At 70.8% G+C, this 16,556-nt stretch carries 17 protein-coding genes; 12 read left to right on the forward strand and 5 right to left on the reverse strand.

Annotated elements, in window-relative coordinates:
- Nucleotides 1–32 precede the first annotated feature (32 nt).
- Nucleotides 33–2,120, reverse strand: coding sequence for a transketolase (gene tkt / locus ABTZ91_RS20700; RefSeq protein WP_352078639.1), 2,088 nt, complete (start codon nt 2,118–2,120; stop codon nt 33–35).
- A gap of 331 nt (nt 2,121–2,451) precedes the next feature.
- On the opposite strand from tkt, the gene ABTZ91_RS20705 reads away from it, so the two are divergent.
- The 3 genes from ABTZ91_RS20705 to ABTZ91_RS20715 all read left to right on the forward strand — a co-directional run bounded on the left by ABTZ91_RS20705 (nt 2,452) and on the right by ABTZ91_RS20715 (nt 5,001).
- Complete coding sequence (locus ABTZ91_RS20705; RefSeq protein ID WP_352078640.1) at nt 2,452–3,405, forward strand: heme o synthase; 954 nt, start codon at nt 2,452–2,454, stop codon at nt 3,403–3,405.
- Between the two features lie 93 nt (nt 3,406–3,498).
- Nucleotides 3,499–3,849, forward strand: a complete 351-nt coding sequence (locus tag ABTZ91_RS20710) for a hypothetical protein (protein ID WP_352078641.1) — start codon at nt 3,499–3,501, stop codon at nt 3,847–3,849.
- 69 nt (nt 3,850–3,918) lie between these two features.
- The gene (locus ABTZ91_RS20715; protein WP_352078642.1) at nt 3,919–5,001 is read left to right on the forward strand and encodes an amidohydrolase; all 1,083 of its coding nucleotides are present in this window, start codon (nt 3,919–3,921) and stop codon (nt 4,999–5,001) included.
- Between the two features lie 2 nt (nt 5,002–5,003).
- On the opposite strand, the gene ABTZ91_RS20720 is transcribed toward ABTZ91_RS20715, so the two are convergent.
- From ABTZ91_RS20720 to ABTZ91_RS20730, 3 genes are all read right to left on the reverse strand, one after another.
- Nucleotides 5,004–5,972: a COX15/CtaA family protein gene (locus ABTZ91_RS20720; protein ID WP_352078643.1), complete on the reverse strand. Its 969-nt coding sequence runs from the start codon at nt 5,970–5,972 to the stop codon at nt 5,004–5,006.
- 98 nt (nt 5,973–6,070) lie between these two features.
- A complete protein-coding gene (locus ABTZ91_RS20725) occupies nt 6,071–6,835 on the reverse strand; it encodes an ABC transporter permease (RefSeq protein WP_352078644.1) in 765 nt (254 codons plus the stop codon).
- Complete coding sequence (locus tag ABTZ91_RS20730; protein ID WP_352078645.1) at nt 6,832–7,767, reverse strand: ABC transporter ATP-binding protein; 936 nt, start codon at nt 7,765–7,767, stop codon at nt 6,832–6,834. The genes ABTZ91_RS20725 and ABTZ91_RS20730 overlap by 4 nt, the downstream gene beginning before the upstream one ends.
- A gap of 119 nt (nt 7,768–7,886) precedes the next feature.
- On the opposite strand from ABTZ91_RS20730, the gene ABTZ91_RS20735 reads away from it, so the two are divergent.
- The 9 genes from ABTZ91_RS20735 to ABTZ91_RS20775 all read left to right on the forward strand — a co-directional run bounded on the left by ABTZ91_RS20735 (nt 7,887) and on the right by ABTZ91_RS20775 (nt 15,363).
- Nucleotides 7,887–8,636, forward strand: a complete 750-nt coding sequence (locus tag ABTZ91_RS20735) for a DUF72 domain-containing protein (RefSeq protein ID WP_352078646.1) — start codon at nt 7,887–7,889, stop codon at nt 8,634–8,636.
- Nucleotides 8,637–8,800: 164 nt separating this feature from the next.
- Nucleotides 8,801–9,532 carry a metalloregulator ArsR/SmtB family transcription factor gene (locus ABTZ91_RS20740; protein WP_352078647.1) on the forward strand — a complete coding sequence of 244 codons (732 nt, stop codon included), beginning with the start codon at nt 8,801–8,803 and terminating at the stop codon, nt 9,530–9,532.
- On the forward strand, nt 9,529–10,944 hold the full coding sequence (sufB, locus tag ABTZ91_RS20745) for a Fe-S cluster assembly protein SufB (RefSeq protein ID WP_352078648.1): 1,416 nt from the start codon (nt 9,529–9,531) through the stop codon (nt 10,942–10,944). The genes ABTZ91_RS20740 and sufB overlap by 4 nt, the downstream gene beginning before the upstream one ends.
- Before the next feature lie 67 nt (nt 10,945–11,011).
- On the forward strand, nt 11,012–12,193 hold the full coding sequence (gene sufD, locus ABTZ91_RS20750) for a Fe-S cluster assembly protein SufD (protein ID WP_352078649.1): 1,182 nt from the start codon (nt 11,012–11,014) through the stop codon (nt 12,191–12,193).
- Nucleotides 12,193–12,510 (forward strand): non-heme iron oxygenase ferredoxin subunit, encoded by a 318-nt coding sequence (locus ABTZ91_RS20755; RefSeq protein ID WP_128984892.1) that lies wholly within the window; start codon nt 12,193–12,195, stop codon nt 12,508–12,510. The genes sufD and ABTZ91_RS20755 overlap by 1 nt, the downstream gene beginning before the upstream one ends.
- Before the next feature lie 7 nt (nt 12,511–12,517).
- A complete protein-coding gene (sufC, locus tag ABTZ91_RS20760; protein WP_352078650.1) occupies nt 12,518–13,282 on the forward strand; it encodes a Fe-S cluster assembly ATPase SufC in 765 nt (254 codons plus the stop codon).
- Nucleotides 13,279–14,547 (forward strand): cysteine desulfurase, encoded by a 1,269-nt coding sequence (locus ABTZ91_RS20765; protein WP_352078651.1) that lies wholly within the window; start codon nt 13,279–13,281, stop codon nt 14,545–14,547. The genes sufC and ABTZ91_RS20765 overlap by 4 nt, the downstream gene beginning before the upstream one ends.
- 10 nt (nt 14,548–14,557) lie before the next feature.
- The gene (gene sufU / locus ABTZ91_RS20770; protein WP_352078652.1) at nt 14,558–15,028 is read left to right on the forward strand and encodes a Fe-S cluster assembly sulfur transfer protein SufU; all 471 of its coding nucleotides are present in this window, start codon (nt 14,558–14,560) and stop codon (nt 15,026–15,028) included.
- Nucleotides 15,025–15,363 (forward strand): metal-sulfur cluster assembly factor, encoded by a 339-nt coding sequence (locus ABTZ91_RS20775; RefSeq protein ID WP_345489555.1) that lies wholly within the window; start codon nt 15,025–15,027, stop codon nt 15,361–15,363. The genes sufU and ABTZ91_RS20775 overlap by 4 nt, the downstream gene beginning before the upstream one ends.
- Before the next feature lie 87 nt (nt 15,364–15,450).
- On the opposite strand, the gene ABTZ91_RS20780 is transcribed toward ABTZ91_RS20775, so the two are convergent.
- Nucleotides 15,451–16,521 (reverse strand): oxidoreductase, encoded by a 1,071-nt coding sequence (locus tag ABTZ91_RS20780; RefSeq protein ID WP_352078653.1) that lies wholly within the window; start codon nt 16,519–16,521, stop codon nt 15,451–15,453.
- Nucleotides 16,522–16,556: the final 35 nt, after the last annotated feature.

Below are 16,556 nucleotides of genomic sequence, written 5' to 3' on the forward strand. Positions count from 1 at the left end.
GAGAGGTTCTCCAAAAGTCGTATCTAAAGACGTCAGCGCGCGGCGGCGTCGAGAGATTCCCGGGCCGCGGCGACGATCGCCTCCGGCGTGAAGCCGAACTCGCGGAAGAGGACCTTCGCGTCGGCCGAGGCACCGAAGTGCTCGAGCGACACGATCCGGCCGGCGTCACCGACGTAACGGTGCCAGGTCAGACCGATGCCGGCCTCGACCGCGACCCGCGCCTTGACCGACGGCGGCAGAACGGCGTCCTTGTACGCCTGGTCCTGCTCCTCGAACCACTCCACCGACGGCATCGACACCACACGGGTCGGGACGCCGGCGGCCTGCAGCTGCTCCCGGGCCTCCACGGCCAGGTGCACCTCGGAGCCGGTCGCGATCAGCACGAGCTCGGCCTCGCCGCCGTCCGCGTCGAACAGCACGTAGCCGCCCTTGGCCGCGTCCTCGTTCGGCGCGTAGGTCGGCACGCCCTGGCGGGTGAGCGCCAGACCGTGCGGGGTGCCCTTGCCGAAGACCTTGGTGTGGCGCCGCATGATCTCGCGCCAGGCGATCGCCGTCTCGTTGGCGTCCGCCGGGCGGACGATGTTCAGACCGGGGATCGCGCGCAGCGAGGCCAGGTGCTCCACCGGCTGGTGGGTCGGGCCGTCCTCGCCGAGACCGATCGAGTCGTGCGTCCACACGTACGTCACCGGCAGGTGCATCAGCGCGGACAGCCGCACGGCGTTGCGCATGTAGTCGGAGAACACCAGGAAGGTGCCGCCGTAGACGCGGGTGTTGCCGTGCAGGGCGATGCCGTTCATCTCCGCGGCCATGGAGTGCTCGCGGATGCCGAAGTGGATCGTCCGGCCGTACGGGTCGGCCTCCGGCAGCGGGTTGCCCTCCGGGAGGAAGGAGGACGTCTTGTCGATCGTGGTGTTGTTCGAGCCGGCGAGGTCGGCCGAACCGCCCCACAGCTCCGGGATCACCGATCCGAGCGCCTGCAGCACCTTGCCGGAGGCGGCGCGCGTCGCCACGCTCTTGCCCGCCTCGAAGACCGGGATCTTCTCGGCCCAGCCGGCCGGCAGCTCGTTCGCCTGGACGCGGTCGAACTCGGCGGCCCGCTCGGGGTTGGCGGTGCGCCACTCGGCCAGCGACTTCTCCCACTCGGCACGGGCCTCGCGGCCCCGGTCGCCGAGCGCGCGGGTGTGGGCGATGACCTCGTCGGAGACCTCGAAGCTCTGCTCCGGGTCGAAGCCGAGGACGCGCTTGGTGGCCGCGACCTCCTCGTCACCGAGGGCCGAGCCGTGCGCCGCCTCCGTGTTCTGGGCGTTCGGCGCCGGCCAGGCGATGATCGAGCGCATCGCGATGAACGACGGACGCTCGGTCTCCGCCTCGGCGGCCTTGATCGCCGCGTACAGGGCGGCCGGGTCGAGGTCGCCGTTGGCCTGCGGCTCCACGCGCTGGACGTGCCAGCCGTACGCCTCGTAGCGCTTGACCGTGTCCTCGGACACGGCCGTCTCGGTGTCGCCCTCGATCGAGATGTGGTTGTCGTCCCACAGCATGATCAGGTTGCCGAGCTTCTGGTGCCCGGCGAGCGAGGACGCCTCCGCGGAGATGCCCTCCTGGAGGCAGCCGTCGCCGGCGATCACGTAGATCCGGTGATCGAAGGGAGAGGTGCCTTGGGGGGCCTCCGGGTCGAACAGGCCGCGCTCGTAGCGGGCGGCCATCGCCATGCCGACCGCGTTGGCGACACCCTGGCCCAGCGGGCCGGTGGTGGTCTCCACGCCGGCCGTGTGGCCGTACTCTGGGTGCCCCGGGGTCTTCGAGCCCCAGGTGCGGAACGACTTCAGGTCGTCGAGCTCCAGCCCGAAGCCGCCCAGGTACAGCTGGGTGTACAGGGTCAGGGACGAGTGCCCGGCGGAGAGGACGAACCGGTCGCGGCCCACCCACTCCGGGTCGGCGGGGTCATGGCGCATCACCTTCTGGAAGAGGGTGTACGCGGCGGGCGCCAGGCTCATCGCGGTGCCGGGATGGCCGTTGCCGACCTTCTGTACGGCGTCGGCGGCCAGGATGCGGGCGGTGTCCACGGCCCGCTGGTCCAGTTCGGTCCACTCGAGGTCTGTGGTCGTCGGCTTAGTGCTCACCCTGGGTCAGGGCTCCTCTCCGCATGTCTTGAGCCGGTGACTGAGGGTGTCCCGGCGATGTCGAGCCTACCCCCGGAATTCGCCCCTCTTTTCGTGTCCATGCCCCTCATATGAGCGCTTACTTCCAAAGACTGCCGGGGGCCGCGGGAGTTCGCCTCCCGAGGCGGGCACCGGGCGTGTCCACCCCTTGGGACACGCGCCGAGCGCGCCGCCGCCAACACGACCCACCCCCGATAAGAACGGCGTCTGGGCAACGTCTACAGTGGCGTGGTACGCGCAAGTTTCATCCCCTCTTCACGCGGGGAGCTTGCTGGGAATTTCTCTGTCAGGGGTGTGCGTGACGGCCGTCGAGTCCCGACCCGCCGGGGTCGTCTTGACTCCCAGCCCGGGAGGCCATCGGCCGTTCGGGGCCCGCGTCAAGGCATTCGTGGCGCTGACCAAGCCGCGGATCATCGAGCTGCTGCTCATCACCACCGTTCCGGTGATGTTCCTCGCCGAACAGGGCGTGCCCGACCTGTGGCTGGTGCTCGCCACCTGCTTCGGCGGCTACCTGTCGGCGGGCGGCGCCAACGCGCTGAACATGTACATCGACCGCGACATCGACGCCCTCATGGACCGCACCTCCCAGCGGCCGCTGGTCACCGGCATGGTGTCGCCGCGCGAGGGCCTGGTCTTCGGCCTCACCCTCGCCGTCGTGTCCACGCTCTGGTTCGGCCTGCTGGTCAACTGGCTCTCCGCGGCCCTCTCGCTCGGCGCGCTCCTCTTCTACGTCGTCGTCTACACGATGATCCTCAAGCGGCGCACCGCGCAGAACATCGTCTGGGGCGGCATCGCCGGCTGCCTTCCGGTCCTGATCGGCTGGTCGGCCGTCACCAACTCGATGTCCTGGGCCGCGGTCATCCTCTTCCTCGTCATCTTCTTCTGGACGCCGCCGCACTACTGGCCGCTGTCGATGAAGGTGAAGGAGGACTACGCGCGCGCGGGCGTGCCGATGCTCCCGGTCCTCGCCTCCAACAAGGTCGTGGCCAAGCAGATCGTCGCCTACAGCTGGGTGATGGTCGCCGTCTCGCTGCTGCTCACCCCGCTCGGGTACACGGGCTGGTTCTACACGACCGTGGCGCTGCTCACCGGCGGCTGGTGGCTGTGGGAGGCGCACGGCCTGCTCAACCGCGCCAAGGCGGAGGTCACGGGCGCCAAGCTCAAGGAGATGCGCCTGTTCCACTGGTCCATCACCTATGTGTCGCTGCTCTTCGTGGCGGTCGCGGTGGACCCGTTCCTGCGCTGACCCCGATGGTCCCGGTCGACGGCCGGGGTGCGTGGCCCACGCCACGTGCCCCGGCCGTCGCCAGTCGATCTACCCGGCAGTAGCATCCTGTCCATGGCAGACACGCAGCAGGCGGACACGAAGCAGGCCGGCACCAAGGGCGCCGAGCGCAAGGCGGCCAGGCTGGCCAAGGACATCAAGGCGTTCGCCGCCGAGCACGGCGGCGCCGAGGGCCAGCTCGCCCACATCGGCCAGGCGGGCACCCGCATCGTCCTCGTCGGCGAGGACGGCGGCTGGGGCGACCTGGTGGCCCCCAGCTACGCGATCGCCGAGGCGGCCGCCGAGAAGGCCGGGCTCACGCTCCACGAGGAGTTCGACGGCGAGTTCGCCGCCAAGGTCGTCACCGGCCCCTACGAGTGGACCCGGATGGCGGGCATCCAGCTCGGCGGAGCCCGCAACTCCTGAGGCGACAACCTCGCGCGGGGCTCACCCGTTAGGAGGGGTGGAAGCCCGTCCTACGTGGGAGCCCCCCGAATGATCGACACTCCGAGCCTGGTGGACCAGTACTGCCACGGGGTGCTCCGCACGGAGCTCGGCCTCGGCACCTTCGAGACGCACCTCGCGCCCACGGCCGCCCTCCCGGCGGCCGGCACCACCTTCTTCGACACCCAGGCCGGCTTCGCCGTACGCCGCTGGTGTCCGCCGCTCCTCGGCCTGGAACCGCACTGCCCGCCCGCCCGCTACCTCGCCCGGCGCCGTGAGCTCGGCGTCCTCGAAGCGGGCCGCCGGCTGCTGCGCGCCTCCGGCATCGCCACCTACCTCGTCGACACCGGCCTGCCCGGCGACCTCACCGGCCCCGCCGAGCTCGCCGCCACCGGCGACGCCTCGGCCCACGAGATCGTCCGCCTGGAGCCGCTCGCCCAGCAGGTCGCCGACACCTCCGGCACCGTCGACGCCTTCCTGGCCAACCTCACCGAGGCCGTCCACGGGGCCGCCGCGGGCGCCGTCGCCTTCACCTCGGTGGCGGGCGTACGGGGCGGGCTCGCGGCCGTCCCCGAGCCGCCCGGACCCGGCGAGGTGCGCGGGGCCGCCGGTCGGTGGCTGGCCCGGCGCACGGCTGGCGGGGCCGTCGACGACCCGGTGCTCCTGCGCCATCTGCTGTGGATCGCGGTCGGCGCGGGCCGACCGCTGCAACTGCACCTCGGCGAGCGCGACCCGGGCACCCTGGCCGGCTTCGCCGCCGCCACGAGCGGGCTCGGCGCCGACCTGGTGCTGCTGCACGCCTACCCGTACCACCGTCAGGCCGCCCGCCTCGCCGGGCACTTTCCCCACGTCTACGCGGACCTCGGTCCGGTCGTCGCCCGCACCGGCGCCCGCGCGGCGGCCGTCCTCGCCGAGTTCCTGGAGCTCGCCCCGTTCGGCAAACTCCTCTTCTCCAGCGGCGCCCGGGGGCTTCCCGAGCTCCACGTCGTCGCCGCCAGCGTCTTCCGCGGGGCCCTCGCCCGGGTGCTGGGCGAATGGGTCGCCGACGGCTCCTGGTCCCGTACGGACGCGCAGCGGGTCGCGGGCCTGATCGCGGCGGGGAACGCGCGGCGGGTGTACCGGCTGAACGCCTGACCTCAGGCGGTCGCCAGCTCCGGGTCCGGCTGGGACGGGATGTCCGCCGTGGCCACCGGGCGCTCGCGCAGGCTCAGCGCCAGCCGCAGCACCGCGATCCACATCAGGGAGGAGCCGAGCATGTGGGCGCCCACCAGGAGCTCCGGCACACCCGTGAAGTACTGGACGTAGCCCACCGCACCCTGGGCGACCAGCACGATCAGCAGGTCGCGGGCGCGGGCGCGGGTGTCGTCCGGGGCGTCGACCACGCGCAGGACCAGCCACATGGCGAGCGCCAGGGCGCAGACCACCCACGCGGCGATGGCGTGCAGGTGGGCGGCGGCGGTCCAGTCCCACGGCATGCGCGGCACGTCGCTGCTGTCACCGGCGTGCTTGCCGGCGCCCGTCACGGTCGTACCGAGCACGATCAGCAGCGCCGAGACCACGACGATCGCCCAGGACAGCTTGCTCACCGGGCGCGGGACGCGCGGCCTGGGCGGGGTGTCGCCCTCGCCCGTGCGGTGCCAGGTGATCACCGCGACCGTCAGGAGCGCGTTCGCGGCCAGGAAGTGACCGGCCACCGTCCACGGGTTGAGGCCCATCCACACGGTGATGCCGCCGAGGACGGCGTTGCTCATCACGATCCAGAACTGGCCCCAGCCGAGGCGGGTCAGCCCGCGCCGTCGCGGCTTCACGGACCGCGCGGCGATGATCGCCCAGCCGACGGCCGCCGACAGGACGTACGTCAGCATCCGGTTGCCGAACTCGATGGCACCGTGGATGCCCTGCTCGGACGTGGCGATCAGGCTGTCGTCCGTGCACTTGGGCCAGGTGTCGCAGCCGAGACCGGAGCCGGTCAGCCGGACCGCGCCGCCGGTCACGATGATCAGCACGCTCATCACGACGGCGGAGAGCGCGGCGCGCCGGAGCGTCCGGGGGGACGGGGTCCAGCGCTGGGCGATGAAGGCGAGGGGGGTCTGCACGGGCCCCATCGTAGGACGGGGCTTGTGCACGCTTTCACGAGGGGGTGGTTACGGGGCGAGTCGCCCCGAAACGGCCCCGAACCGTCACCGCCCGGCTACGCGGAGCGTCACTCCCAGCGGAAGAACCGCGCCGCCGCGCCAAGGCCGAGGACCGCCCAGACGGCCAGGACCAGCGCGTCGCCCCAGGGCATCCCGGCGCCGCCCTGCAGCACGTCCCGCAGGCCGTCGGAGAGCGCGGAGATCGGCAGGAACGCCAGCACGTCGCCCGCGGCGCCGAACTTCTCCAGGGGCACCATCACCCCGCCGCCGACCAGCAGCAGCAGGAACACCAGGTTCGCGGCGGCCAGCGTCGCCTCCGCCTTCAGCGTCCCGGCCATCAGCAGGCCGAGCCCGGAGAAGGCGGCGGTGCCGAGGACGAGCAGGGCGAGCACGGCGAGCGGGCTGCCGTGCGGCGACCAGCCGAGCGCCAGCGCGATCGCCGTGAGCAGCACCACCTGGAGCACCTCGGTGACCAGCACCGACAGCGTCTTGGCGGCCATCAGCGCCCAGCGCGGCAGCGGCGAGGCGCCCAGGCGCTTGAGCACCCCGTAACGGCGCTCGAAGCCGGTCGCGATGGCCTGCCCGGTGAAGGCGGTGGACATCACGGCGAGCGCGAGGACGCCGGGGGCGAGGAAGTCGACGGCCTTGCCCGCGCCCGTGTCGACGATGTCCACCGTCGAGAAGAGCACGAGGAGCAGGGAGGGGATGATCACCGTGAGGAGCAGCTGCTCGCCGTTGCGCAGCAGCATCCGCGTCTCCAGCGCGGTCTGCGCGGCGATCATCCGCCCGACGGGGGCGGCCCCCGGCTTCGGCGCGTACGTACCCGTGCTCATCCGCGCAGCTCCTTGCCGGTCAGTTCCAGGAAGACGTCTTCGAGGGTGTGGCGCTCGACCGCTATGCCCTCGGGCATCACGCCGTGCTGGGCGCACCAGGTGGTCACGGTGGCGAGCAGCTGGGGGCCGACCTCGCCCGTGATCCGGTACGCGCCGGGGAGCGTCTCGGCGGCGGCGGTGCCGTCCGGGAGCGCCTTCAGGAGCGAGCCCAGGTCGAGGCCGGGGCGGCCGGTGAAGCGCAGGGTGTTCTCGGCGCCCCCGCGGCACAGCTCCTCGGGGCTGCCCTGGGCGACGACCCGGCCGGCGTCGATGATGGCGACGTCGTCGGCGAGCTCCTCCGCCTCGTTCATGAGGTGGGTGGTCAGCACGACGCTCACGCCGTCGGCCCGCAGTTCGCGGACCAGGTCCCAGGTGGCGCGGCGGGCCTGCGGGTCGAGTCCGGCGGTCGGTTCGTCGAGGAAGACCAGCTCGGGGCGGCCCACGACGGCCATGGCGAGGGAGAGCCGCTGCTGCTGGCCGCCGGAGAGGCGCCGGTAGGTGGTGCGGCCGCAGGAGCCGAGGCCGAGGCGCTCGATCAGGGCGTCCACGTCGAGCGGGTGGGCGTGCAGCTTCGCCATGTGGCGCAGCATCTCGTCCGCGCGGGCGCCGGAGTAGACGCCGCCGGACTGGAGCATCACGCCGATCCGGGGCCGCAGCGCCGCGGCGTCGGCGACCGGGTCGAGGCCGAGGACGCGTACGGTGCCGGCGTCCGGGCGCCGGTAGCCCTCGCAGCTCTCGATGGTGGTGGTCTTGCCGGCCCCGTTGGGTCCGAGGACGGCGGTGACGGTGCCCGCCCGGACGTCCAGGTCGAGGCCCTGGACGGCGGTCTTCGTCCCGTACCGCTTGACCAGGCCCCGGACCCGGACCACGGACTCGACGGAGTCGTTTCGCATGCCGGGAAGTCTAAGGACCCGCCGGGAGCGCTCCTGCCGCGGGCCCGGTCGGGGCGGGCCGTGGGGACCGCCGGGTGCGGTGCCGGGTGAGCGGGGCCCGGCCGGGGCAGAGGCCCCGTATGACCGTGTTCGTCGGCACCTCCGGGTGGCAGTACCGGGACTGGCGGGGCGTGCTCTATCCCGAGGGCGTGCCGCAGCGGCGGTGGCTGGAGGAGTACGCGCGCCACTTCGCCGCCGTCGAGAACAACAACGCCTTCTACCGGCTGCCCGAGCGCCACACCTTCGCCGAGTGGCGGGAGCGCACCCCGGACGGCTTCGTGATGGCGGTGAAGGCCAGCCGCTATCTCACCCACATCAAGCGCCTGAAGGAGCCCGCGGAGCCGGTGGCGCGCCTGATGGACCGGGCCGAGGGGCTGGGGGAGCGGCTGGGGCCCGTGCTGCTCCAGTTGCCGCCGACGCTGAAGGCCGACGCCGGGCTGCTGGACGCGGTGCTCGGCTGCTTCCCGGCGCGCGTGCGGGTGGCGGTCGAGCCGCGGCACCCGTCGTGGTGGACGGAAGAGATCCGGGGCGTGCTCTCGGGGCACGGGGCCACGCTGTGCTGGGCGGACCGCGGGTCGCGTCCGGTGACGCCGCTGTGGCGGACGGCCGACTGGGGCTATCTGCGGTTGCACGAGGGCCGGGCGCGGCCCCACCCCTCGTACGGCCGGCAGGCGCTCGCGGCGTGGGCGGGGCGGCTCGCCGACACCTGGCCGGAGGGGGAGGACGTCTACGTCTTCTTCAACAACGATCCGGGCGGTGCGGCGGTGCGGAACGCGGTGACTTTCACGGGCCTGATCCAGGCCCGCGGGCGGACTCCGAGGCTCCCGTAGGGACGGCCGTGCCGGGCCGGAAACCCCTGGTCAGGGCGGTCGGTATTCGTCCTACGAATGATCGTTTCCGCAGGTCAGGTAAGGCTTACCTGCGTGACGCACGGCACCGTCACGCGCCCCGACCGCGCTTGTCAGTGCCTGATTAATTACGCAACAATGGCGTTGTGAAAAACGTCGGTGAGGCTCCCACGGAGGAACTCGCGACCGGTGAACGCTCCACGCGCAACCGGGTCGCGCGCTCCATCCTGGACCACGGGCCCTCGACCGTCGCGGATCTGGCCCAGCGGCTCGGCCTCACCCAGGCCGCCGTCCGCCGCCACCTCGACGCGCTGGTCACGGAGAACGTCGTGGAGGCGCGCGAGAAGCGGGTCTACGGCGCCCGCACCCGGGGCCGACCCGCGAAGGTCTTCGCGCTCACCGACTGCGGCCGGGACGCCTTCGACCAGTCGTACGACACCCTCGCCGTGGAAGCGCTGCGCTGGATCGAGCGGAACGCCGGGGGAGAGGCGGCCGTCGCCGCCTTCGCCCGCGACCGGATCGAGGCCCAGGCCGAGGCGTACCGCGAGGCGGTCGAGTCGGCCGATCCCGACCGCCGCACCGAGGCCCTGGCCAGGGCGCTGACCGCCGACGGGTACGCTGCAACCGCGCGGAACGCGCCGGTCGGCGAGCAGCTCTGCCAGCACCACTGCCCGGTCGCCCACGTCGCCGAGCAGTACCCCCAGCTGTGCGAGGCGGAGACGGAGATCTTCTCCCGCCTCCTCGGGACCCACGTCCAGCGCCTGGCCACCATCGCGCACGGTGACGGCGTCTGCACGACGTTCATCCCGCACGGCACCCCACCACAGACCACTCCATCCACAGCATCCGCAAGCACGGCCGGGAGGAACCCCGCATGACCACCGAGATCAGCCACCCCGAGCTCGAGGGCCTGGGTCGGTACGAGTACGGCTGGGCCGACTCCGACGCGGCCGGTGCCGCCGCCAAGCGCGGTCTCTCCGAGGACGTCGTCCGCGACATCTCCGCGAAGAAGAACGAGCCCGAGTGGATGCTGAAGCTGCGGCTCAAGGGTCTGCGGCTCTTCGACAAGAAGCCCATGCCGACCTGGGGCTCCGACCTGTCGGGCATCGACTTCGACAACATCAAGTACTTCGTGCGGTCCACCGAGAAGCAGGCCGAGTCCTGGGAGGACCTGCCGGAGGACATCAAGAACACGTACGACAAGCTCGGCATCCCGGAGGCGGAGAAGCAGCGCCTCGTCGCCGGTGTCGCCGCCCAGTACGAGTCCGAGGTCGTCTACCACCAGATCCGCGAGGACCTGGAGGAGCAGGGCGTCATCTTCGTCGACACCGACACGGCCCTGAAGGAGCACGAGGAGCTCTTCAAGGAGTACTTCGGCACCGTCATCCCGGTCGGCGACAACAAGTTCGCCTCCCTGAACACGGCCGTGTGGTCCGGCGGCTCGTTCATCTACGTGCCGAAGGGCGTGCACGTCGAGATCCCGCTCCAGGCCTACTTCCGCATCAACACGGAGAACATGGGCCAGTTCGAGCGGACGCTGATCATCGTCGACGAGGACGCCTACGTCCACTACGTCGAGGGCTGCACCGCCCCGATCTACTCCTCGGACTCGCTGCACAGCGCCGTGGTCGAGATCATCGTCAAGAAGGGCGGCCGCTGCCGCTACACGACCATCCAGAACTGGTCGAACAACGTCTACAACCTGGTGACCAAGCGCGCCGTCGCCTACGAGGGCGCCACCATGGAGTGGGTCGACGGCAACATCGGCTCCAAGGTCACCATGAAGTACCCGGCCGTCTACCTCATGGGCGAGCACGCCAAGGGCGAGACGCTGTCCATCGCCTTCGCGGGCGAGGGCCAGCACCAGGACGCCGGCGCCAAGATGGTCCACATGGCCCCGAACACCTCCTCCAACATCGTCTCCAAGTCGGTGGCGCGAGGCGGCGGCCGGACCTCCTACCGCGGTCTCATCGAGATCGGCGAGGGCGCCCCGGGCTCCAAGTCCAACGTGCTGTGCGACGCGCTGCTCGTCGACACGATCTCCCGCTCGGACACGTACCCCTACGTGGACGTCCGCGAGGACGACGTCTCCATGGGCCACGAGGCCACCGTCTCCAAGGTCTCCGAGGACCAGCTCTTCTACCTGATGAGCCGCGGCCTCACCGAGTTCGAGGCGATGGCCATGATCGTCCGCGGCTTCGTCGAGCCCATCGCCAAGGAACTGCCGATGGAGTACGCGCTGGAGCTCAACCGGCTGATCGAGCTGCAGATGGAGGGTGCGGTCGGCTGACGCCGCCCCGCCGTCCGTACCCCCAGGTCTTTGCGTAGTTACGTAGGAAGAGAGCAACACGACAGCCATGGCTGAGGCTCAGAACATCCCGGCGGGCTCCACCACCGCCGGCTCGATCGCGGTGGCCGCCGAGTCCACCGTCGCCACGCGCATGAGCGCCCCGCCGTCCTTCGACGTCGCGGACTTCCCCGTCCCGCACGGCCGCGAGGAGGAGTGGCGCTTCACCCCGCTGGAGCGCCTGCGCGGCCTGCACGACGGCACGGCCGTCGCCACCGGCGAGGGCGTCCGCGTCGAGGTCGAGGCCCCCGAGGGCGTCACCGTGGAGACCGTGGGCCGCGACGACGCGCGCCTCGGCAAGGCCGGCACGCCGGTCGACCGCGTCGCCGCCCAGGCGTACTCCTCCTTCGAGAAGGCCTCGGTCGTCACCGTCGCCAAGGAGGCCGTCCTCACCGAGCCGATCCGCATCGCCGTGCACGGCCAGGGCGGCGTCGCCTTCGGCCACCAGGTGATCGAGCTCGGCGCCTTCGCCGAGGCCGTCGTCGTCATCGACCACACCGGTGACGCGGTGCTCGCCGCCAACGTCGACTACGTGCTCGGCGACGGCGCCAAGCTCACCGTCGTCTCCGTCCAGGACTGGGACGAGAAGGCCGTCCACGTCGCCCAGCACAACGCCCTGGTCGGCCGCGACGCCTCCTTCAAGTCCGTCGTCGTCACCTTCGGCGGCGACGTCGTCCGTCTCCACCCGCGCGTCCAGTACGCCGCCCCCGGCGGCGAGGCCGAGCTCTTCGGCCTGTACTTCACCGACGCCGGCCAGCACCAGGAGCACCGCCTCCTGGTCACCCACAACGTGCCGCACTGCAAGTCCAACGTGGCCTACAAGGGCGCGCTGCAGGGCCAGGACGCCCACGCCGTGTGGATCGGCGACGTCCTCATCGAGGCCAAGGCCGAGGGCACCGACACCTACGAGCTCAACCGGAACCTCGTCCTCACCGACGGCGCCCGGGTCGACTCCGTGCCGAACCTGGAGATCGAGACCGGTGAGATCGCCGGCGCCGGCCACGCCTCCGCGACCGGCCGCTTCGACGACGAGCAGCTCTTCTACCTGATGTCGCGCGGCATCCCGGAGGCCGAGGCCCGCCGCCTGGTCGTCCGCGGCTTCTTCGCGGAGCTGGTCCAGCAGATCGGTCTGCCGGACGTCGAGGAGCGCCTCATCGCCAAGATCGAGGCGGAGCTGGAGGCGTCCGTCTGATGGCCTTCGTCCGCGCCTGTGCGCTGAGCGAGCTGGAGGAGGACACCCCGAAGCGGGTGGAACTCGACGGCACGCCGGTGTCCCTCGTCCGCACCGAGGGCGAGGTGTTCGCGATCCACGACATCTGCTCGCACGCGAACGTCTCCCTCTCCGAGGGCGAGGTGGAGGACTGCCAGATCGAGTGCTGGCTGCACGGCTCCGCGTTCGACCTGCGCACCGGCAAGCCGTCCGGCCTCCCCGCGACGCGCCCCGTCCCCGTATACCCCGTAAAGATCGAAGGGGACGATGTGCTCGTCTCCGTCACCCAGGAGTCCTGAGTCACCCATGGCAACGCTTGAAATCCACGACCTGCACGTCTCCGTCGAGGCCGAGAACGGTCCGCGTGAGATCCTCAAGGGTGTCGACCTGACCATCAAGCAGGGCGAGACCCACGCCGTCATGGGCCCGAACGGCTCCGGCAAGTCGACCCTGGCGTACTCGCTGGCCGGCCACCCGAAGTACACGGTCACCGGCGGCACCGTCACCCTCGACGGCGAGGACGTCCTGGAGATGTCGGTCGACGAGCGCGCCCGCGCCGGCGTGTTCCTGGCCATGCAGTACCCGGTCGAGGTCCCCGGTGTCTCGGTCTCCAACTTCCTGCGCACCTCCGCCACCGCCGTCCGCGGCGAGGCCCCCAAGCTCCGCACCTGGGTGAAGGAGGTCAAGGAGGCCATGGAGAAGCTCCACATGGACCCGGCCTTCGCCGAGCGCAACGTCAACGAGGGCTTCTCCGGCGGCGAGAAGAAGCGCCACGAGATCCTCCAGCTCGAACTGCTCAAGCCGAAGATCGCGATCCTCGACGAGACCGACTCCGGCCTCGACGTCGACGCCCTTCGCATCGTCTCCGAGGGCGTCAACCGCGTCCGCGAGACCGGTGAGGTCGGCACCCTGCTGATCACGCACTACACGCGGATCCTCCGCTACATCAAGCCCGACTTCGTGCACGTCTTCGCGAACGGCCGCATCGTCGAGTCCGGCGGTGCCGAGCTCGCCGACCAGCTGGAGAACGAGGGCTACGACAAGTACGTGAAGGGTGGCGCATCCGCGTGACTTCCGCCCATCAGGGGCTGACCGGCCTCCTCGACACCGAGGCGATCCGCAAGGACTTCCCGCTCCTGGATCGCACGGTCCACGACGGCAAGAAGATCGTGTACCTGGACTCCGCGGCCACCTCGCAGAAGCCGCGCCAGGTCCTCGACGCGCTCAACGCCTACTACGAGCGGCACAACGCCAACGTCCACCGCGGTGTCTACACGGTCGCCGAGGAGGCCACCGCGCTGTACGAGGGCGCCCGCGACAAGGTCGCCGCCTTCGTCAACGCGCCGAGCCGCGACGAGGTGATCTTCACCAAGAACGCCTCGGAGTCGCTCAACCTCGTGGCCAACATGCTGGGCTGGGCCGACGAGCCCTACCGCGTGGACCACGAGACCGAGATCGCCATCACGGAGATGGAGCACCACTCCAACATCGTCCCGTGGCAGCTGCTCTCGCAGCGCACCGGCGCGAAGCTGAAGTGGTTCGGCCTCACCGACGACGGCCGTCTCGACCTCTCGAACATCGAAGAGGTCATCACCGAGAAGACCAAGATCGTCTCGTTCACGCTGGTCTCGAACCTCATGGGCACGGTCAACCCGGTCGAGACGATCATCCGCCGCGCCCAGGAGGTCGGTGCGCTCGTCTGCATCGACGCCTCGCAGGCGGCCCCGCACATGGTCCTGGACGTGCAGGCGCTCCAGGCCGACTTCGTGGCCTTCACCGGCCACAAGATGTGCGGCCCGACCGGCATCGGCGTGCTGTGGGGACGGCAGGAGCTCCTGGAGGACCTGCCGCCCTTCCTCGGCGGCGGCGAGATGATCGAGACCGTCTCGATGCACTCCTCGACGTACGCGCCGGCCCCGCACAAGTTCGAGGCGGGTACGCCCCCGATCGCCCAGGCCGTCGGCCTCGGCGCGGCCGTGGACTACCTGTCGGCGATCGGCATGGACAACATCTGGCGCCACGAGCACGCGATCACCGAGTACGCCGTCCGCCGCCTCCAGGAGGTTCCGGACCTGCGGATCATCGGCCCCACCACGGCCGAGGACCGCGGCGCCGCGATTTCCTTCACGCTCGGGGACATCCACCCGCACGATGTGGGGCAGGTGCTGGACGAGCAGGGCATCGCGGTCCGGGTCGGCCACCACTGCGCGCGGCCGGTCTGCCTGCGGTACGGAATTCCCGCGACCACGCGAGCGTCGTTCTATCTGTACTCCACTCCGGCCGAGGTCGACGCCCTGGTCGAGGGACTGGAGCACGTACGGAACTTCTTCGGCTAGGGGACCGCTCGTGAAGCTGGATTCGATGTACCAGGACGTCATCCTGGACCACTACAAGCACCCGCACGGGCGCGGTCTTCGGGACGGCGACGCCGAGGTGCACCACGTCAACCCGACCTGCGGCGACGAGATCACGCTCCGCGTGAAGTACGACGGCTCCCGCGTCGAGGACGTGTCGTACGAGGGCCAGGGCTGCTCCATCAGCCAGGCCTCGGCCTCCGTCCTCAACGAGCTGCTCGTCGGCAAGGAGCTGGCCGAGGCGCAGAAGATCCAGGGCACCTTCCTGGAGCTGATGCAGTCCAAGGGCCAGATCGAGCCGGACGACGCGATGGAGGAGATCCTGGAGGACGCGGTCGCGTTCGCCGGTGTCTCGAAGTACCCCGCCCGCGTCAAGTGCGCCCTGCTCAGCTGGATGGCGTGGAAGGACGCGACCGCCCAGGCGCTGGGGGACTCCGAAAAGTCTGTGAGGAAGTCGGCATGACCGAGAACGCCGAGGCCACGATGAAGCCGGCCTCCGAGGAAGAGATCCGCGAGGCGCTGTACGACGTCGTCGACCCCGAGCTGGGCATCGACGTGGTCAACCTGGGCCTGATCTACGGGATCCACGTCGACGACTCCAACGTCGCCACGCTGGACATGACCCTGACGTCGGCGGCCTGCCCGCTGACCGACGTGATCGAGGACCAGGCGAAGGCCGCCACCGACGGCATCGTCAACGAGCTGAAGATCAACTGGGTCTGGATGCCGCCGTGGGGCCCGGACAAGATCACGGACGACGGGCGCGAGCAGCTGCGCGCGCTGGGCTTCAACGTCTGATGACGTCCTGGATGGGCCGCACCCCCGCGGGGGTGCGGCCCATCGGCGTATCACCGGCGGTGTATCACCGGCGTAGGACCGGCGTACTCAGGGCGTGGCGGCCGTCTGGGCCAGGACCGGGGCCAGGTTCTCCTTGCGGATGCGCTGGTCGACGTAGAGGAGGCCGGAGACCACGGGCGGGAACGGCGCGGCGACGGCCTGGACGAGGAGCTGGGCGATGACGAGGACCACCATGAGGCCGCCGAAGGCGGCGATCAGCTCGCCCGGGGTCGGGTTCTCACCGAAGTCGACCGCGGCCATCGGAAGCGCGCCGATCTGGGAGATGACCTGCTGGATCACGGCGCTGATCATGCCCACGATCATGGTCGTGCCGAAGGTGCAGCCGAAGATGCGCCACCAGGAGCCCTTGACCAGGGCGGAGGAGCGGCGCAGGGAGGCCATCGGGCCCTGCTGCTCGATGACGGCGACCGTCGGCGCGAGGCTGAACTTGATCCAGATCCACAGCGCCAGCGGCACGAGCCCGAGGGACGCGAGGAAGATCAGCAGTCCCACGACCGCGAAGCCCGATCCGTCGTCGCCGCTGCCCTCGGAGGCGGCGAGGCCCCCCACCAGGGCCGCCATCAGGAAGGCGAAGCCGACCACGAAGAGAAGCATCGGGAGGAGCATGGCCAGCATCGACAGGAAGACCGAGCCGACGACCGCGCCGAGCCGCGACCAGGCGCGCCGCCACACGGCACCGAAGCCGATCGGACGCCCGAGCACGGCCTCCTGGACCACGGCCGGAGCGGCCGCGTAGACCAGACCGCTGGAGACGACGTAGGCGGCCATGGCGACGAGCCAGACGCAGACGAAGGCCACGATCAGCGGCTGGAAGTCGGCGAAGTCCGGGCTCCGGCCGCTGGGCAGCTCGATCAGCCGGTGTATGTCGTCCCCGACCACGGCCCAGGCGGCCAGGCACGCCAGGCCGATCACGACCGTGGCCGCCGCGTAGGCGGCCACGGCCACACCGAGCAGCGGCTTCCAGTAGCGGCCGTACGTGGTGAAGGCGCCGGTGAGGATCTCGCTGAAGTTCAGCGGCGCCAGGGGTATCACACCGGGTTTCGGCGGCGGTGGCGGAGAGGGATAGCCGTATCCGTACGGCCCCGAGGCGTATGTCATGCGCACACCGTAGCCGGGCAGGCGTGGGCGCCCTA

This window comes from Streptomyces sp. NPDC126499 (assembly GCF_040302485.1).
Classification (GTDB): domain Bacteria; phylum Actinomycetota; class Actinomycetes; order Streptomycetales; family Streptomycetaceae; genus Streptomyces.

Excerpts from the sequence above, each read along its gene's own strand:
- ABTZ91_RS20710 (WP_352078641.1), top strand. The coding sequence starts at position 3,499 with ATGGCAGACACGCAGCAGGCGGACACGAAGCAGGCCGGCACCAAGGGC.
- ABTZ91_RS20715 (WP_352078642.1), top strand. The coding sequence starts at position 3,919 with ATGATCGACACTCCGAGCCTGGTGGACCAGTACTGCCACGGGGTGCTC.
- ABTZ91_RS20720 (WP_352078643.1), bottom strand. The coding sequence starts at position 5,972 with ATGGGGCCCGTGCAGACCCCCCTCGCCTTCATCGCCCAGCGCTGGACC.
- ABTZ91_RS20725 (WP_352078644.1), bottom strand. The coding sequence starts at position 6,835 with ATGAGCACGGGTACGTACGCGCCGAAGCCGGGGGCCGCCCCCGTCGGG.
- ABTZ91_RS20730 (WP_352078645.1), bottom strand. The coding sequence starts at position 7,767 with ATGCGAAACGACTCCGTCGAGTCCGTGGTCCGGGTCCGGGGCCTGGTC.
- ABTZ91_RS20735 (WP_352078646.1), top strand. The coding sequence starts at position 7,887 with ATGACCGTGTTCGTCGGCACCTCCGGGTGGCAGTACCGGGACTGGCGG.
- sufB (WP_352078648.1), top strand. The coding sequence starts at position 9,529 with ATGACCACCGAGATCAGCCACCCCGAGCTCGAGGGCCTGGGTCGGTAC.
- sufD (WP_352078649.1), top strand. The coding sequence starts at position 11,012 with ATGGCTGAGGCTCAGAACATCCCGGCGGGCTCCACCACCGCCGGCTCG.
- ABTZ91_RS20755 (WP_128984892.1), top strand. The coding sequence starts at position 12,193 with ATGGCCTTCGTCCGCGCCTGTGCGCTGAGCGAGCTGGAGGAGGACACC.
- sufC (WP_352078650.1), top strand. The coding sequence starts at position 12,518 with ATGGCAACGCTTGAAATCCACGACCTGCACGTCTCCGTCGAGGCCGAG.
- ABTZ91_RS20775 (WP_345489555.1), top strand. The coding sequence starts at position 15,025 with ATGACCGAGAACGCCGAGGCCACGATGAAGCCGGCCTCCGAGGAAGAG.
- ABTZ91_RS20780 (WP_352078653.1), bottom strand. The coding sequence starts at position 16,521 with ATGACATACGCCTCGGGGCCGTACGGATACGGCTATCCCTCTCCGCCA.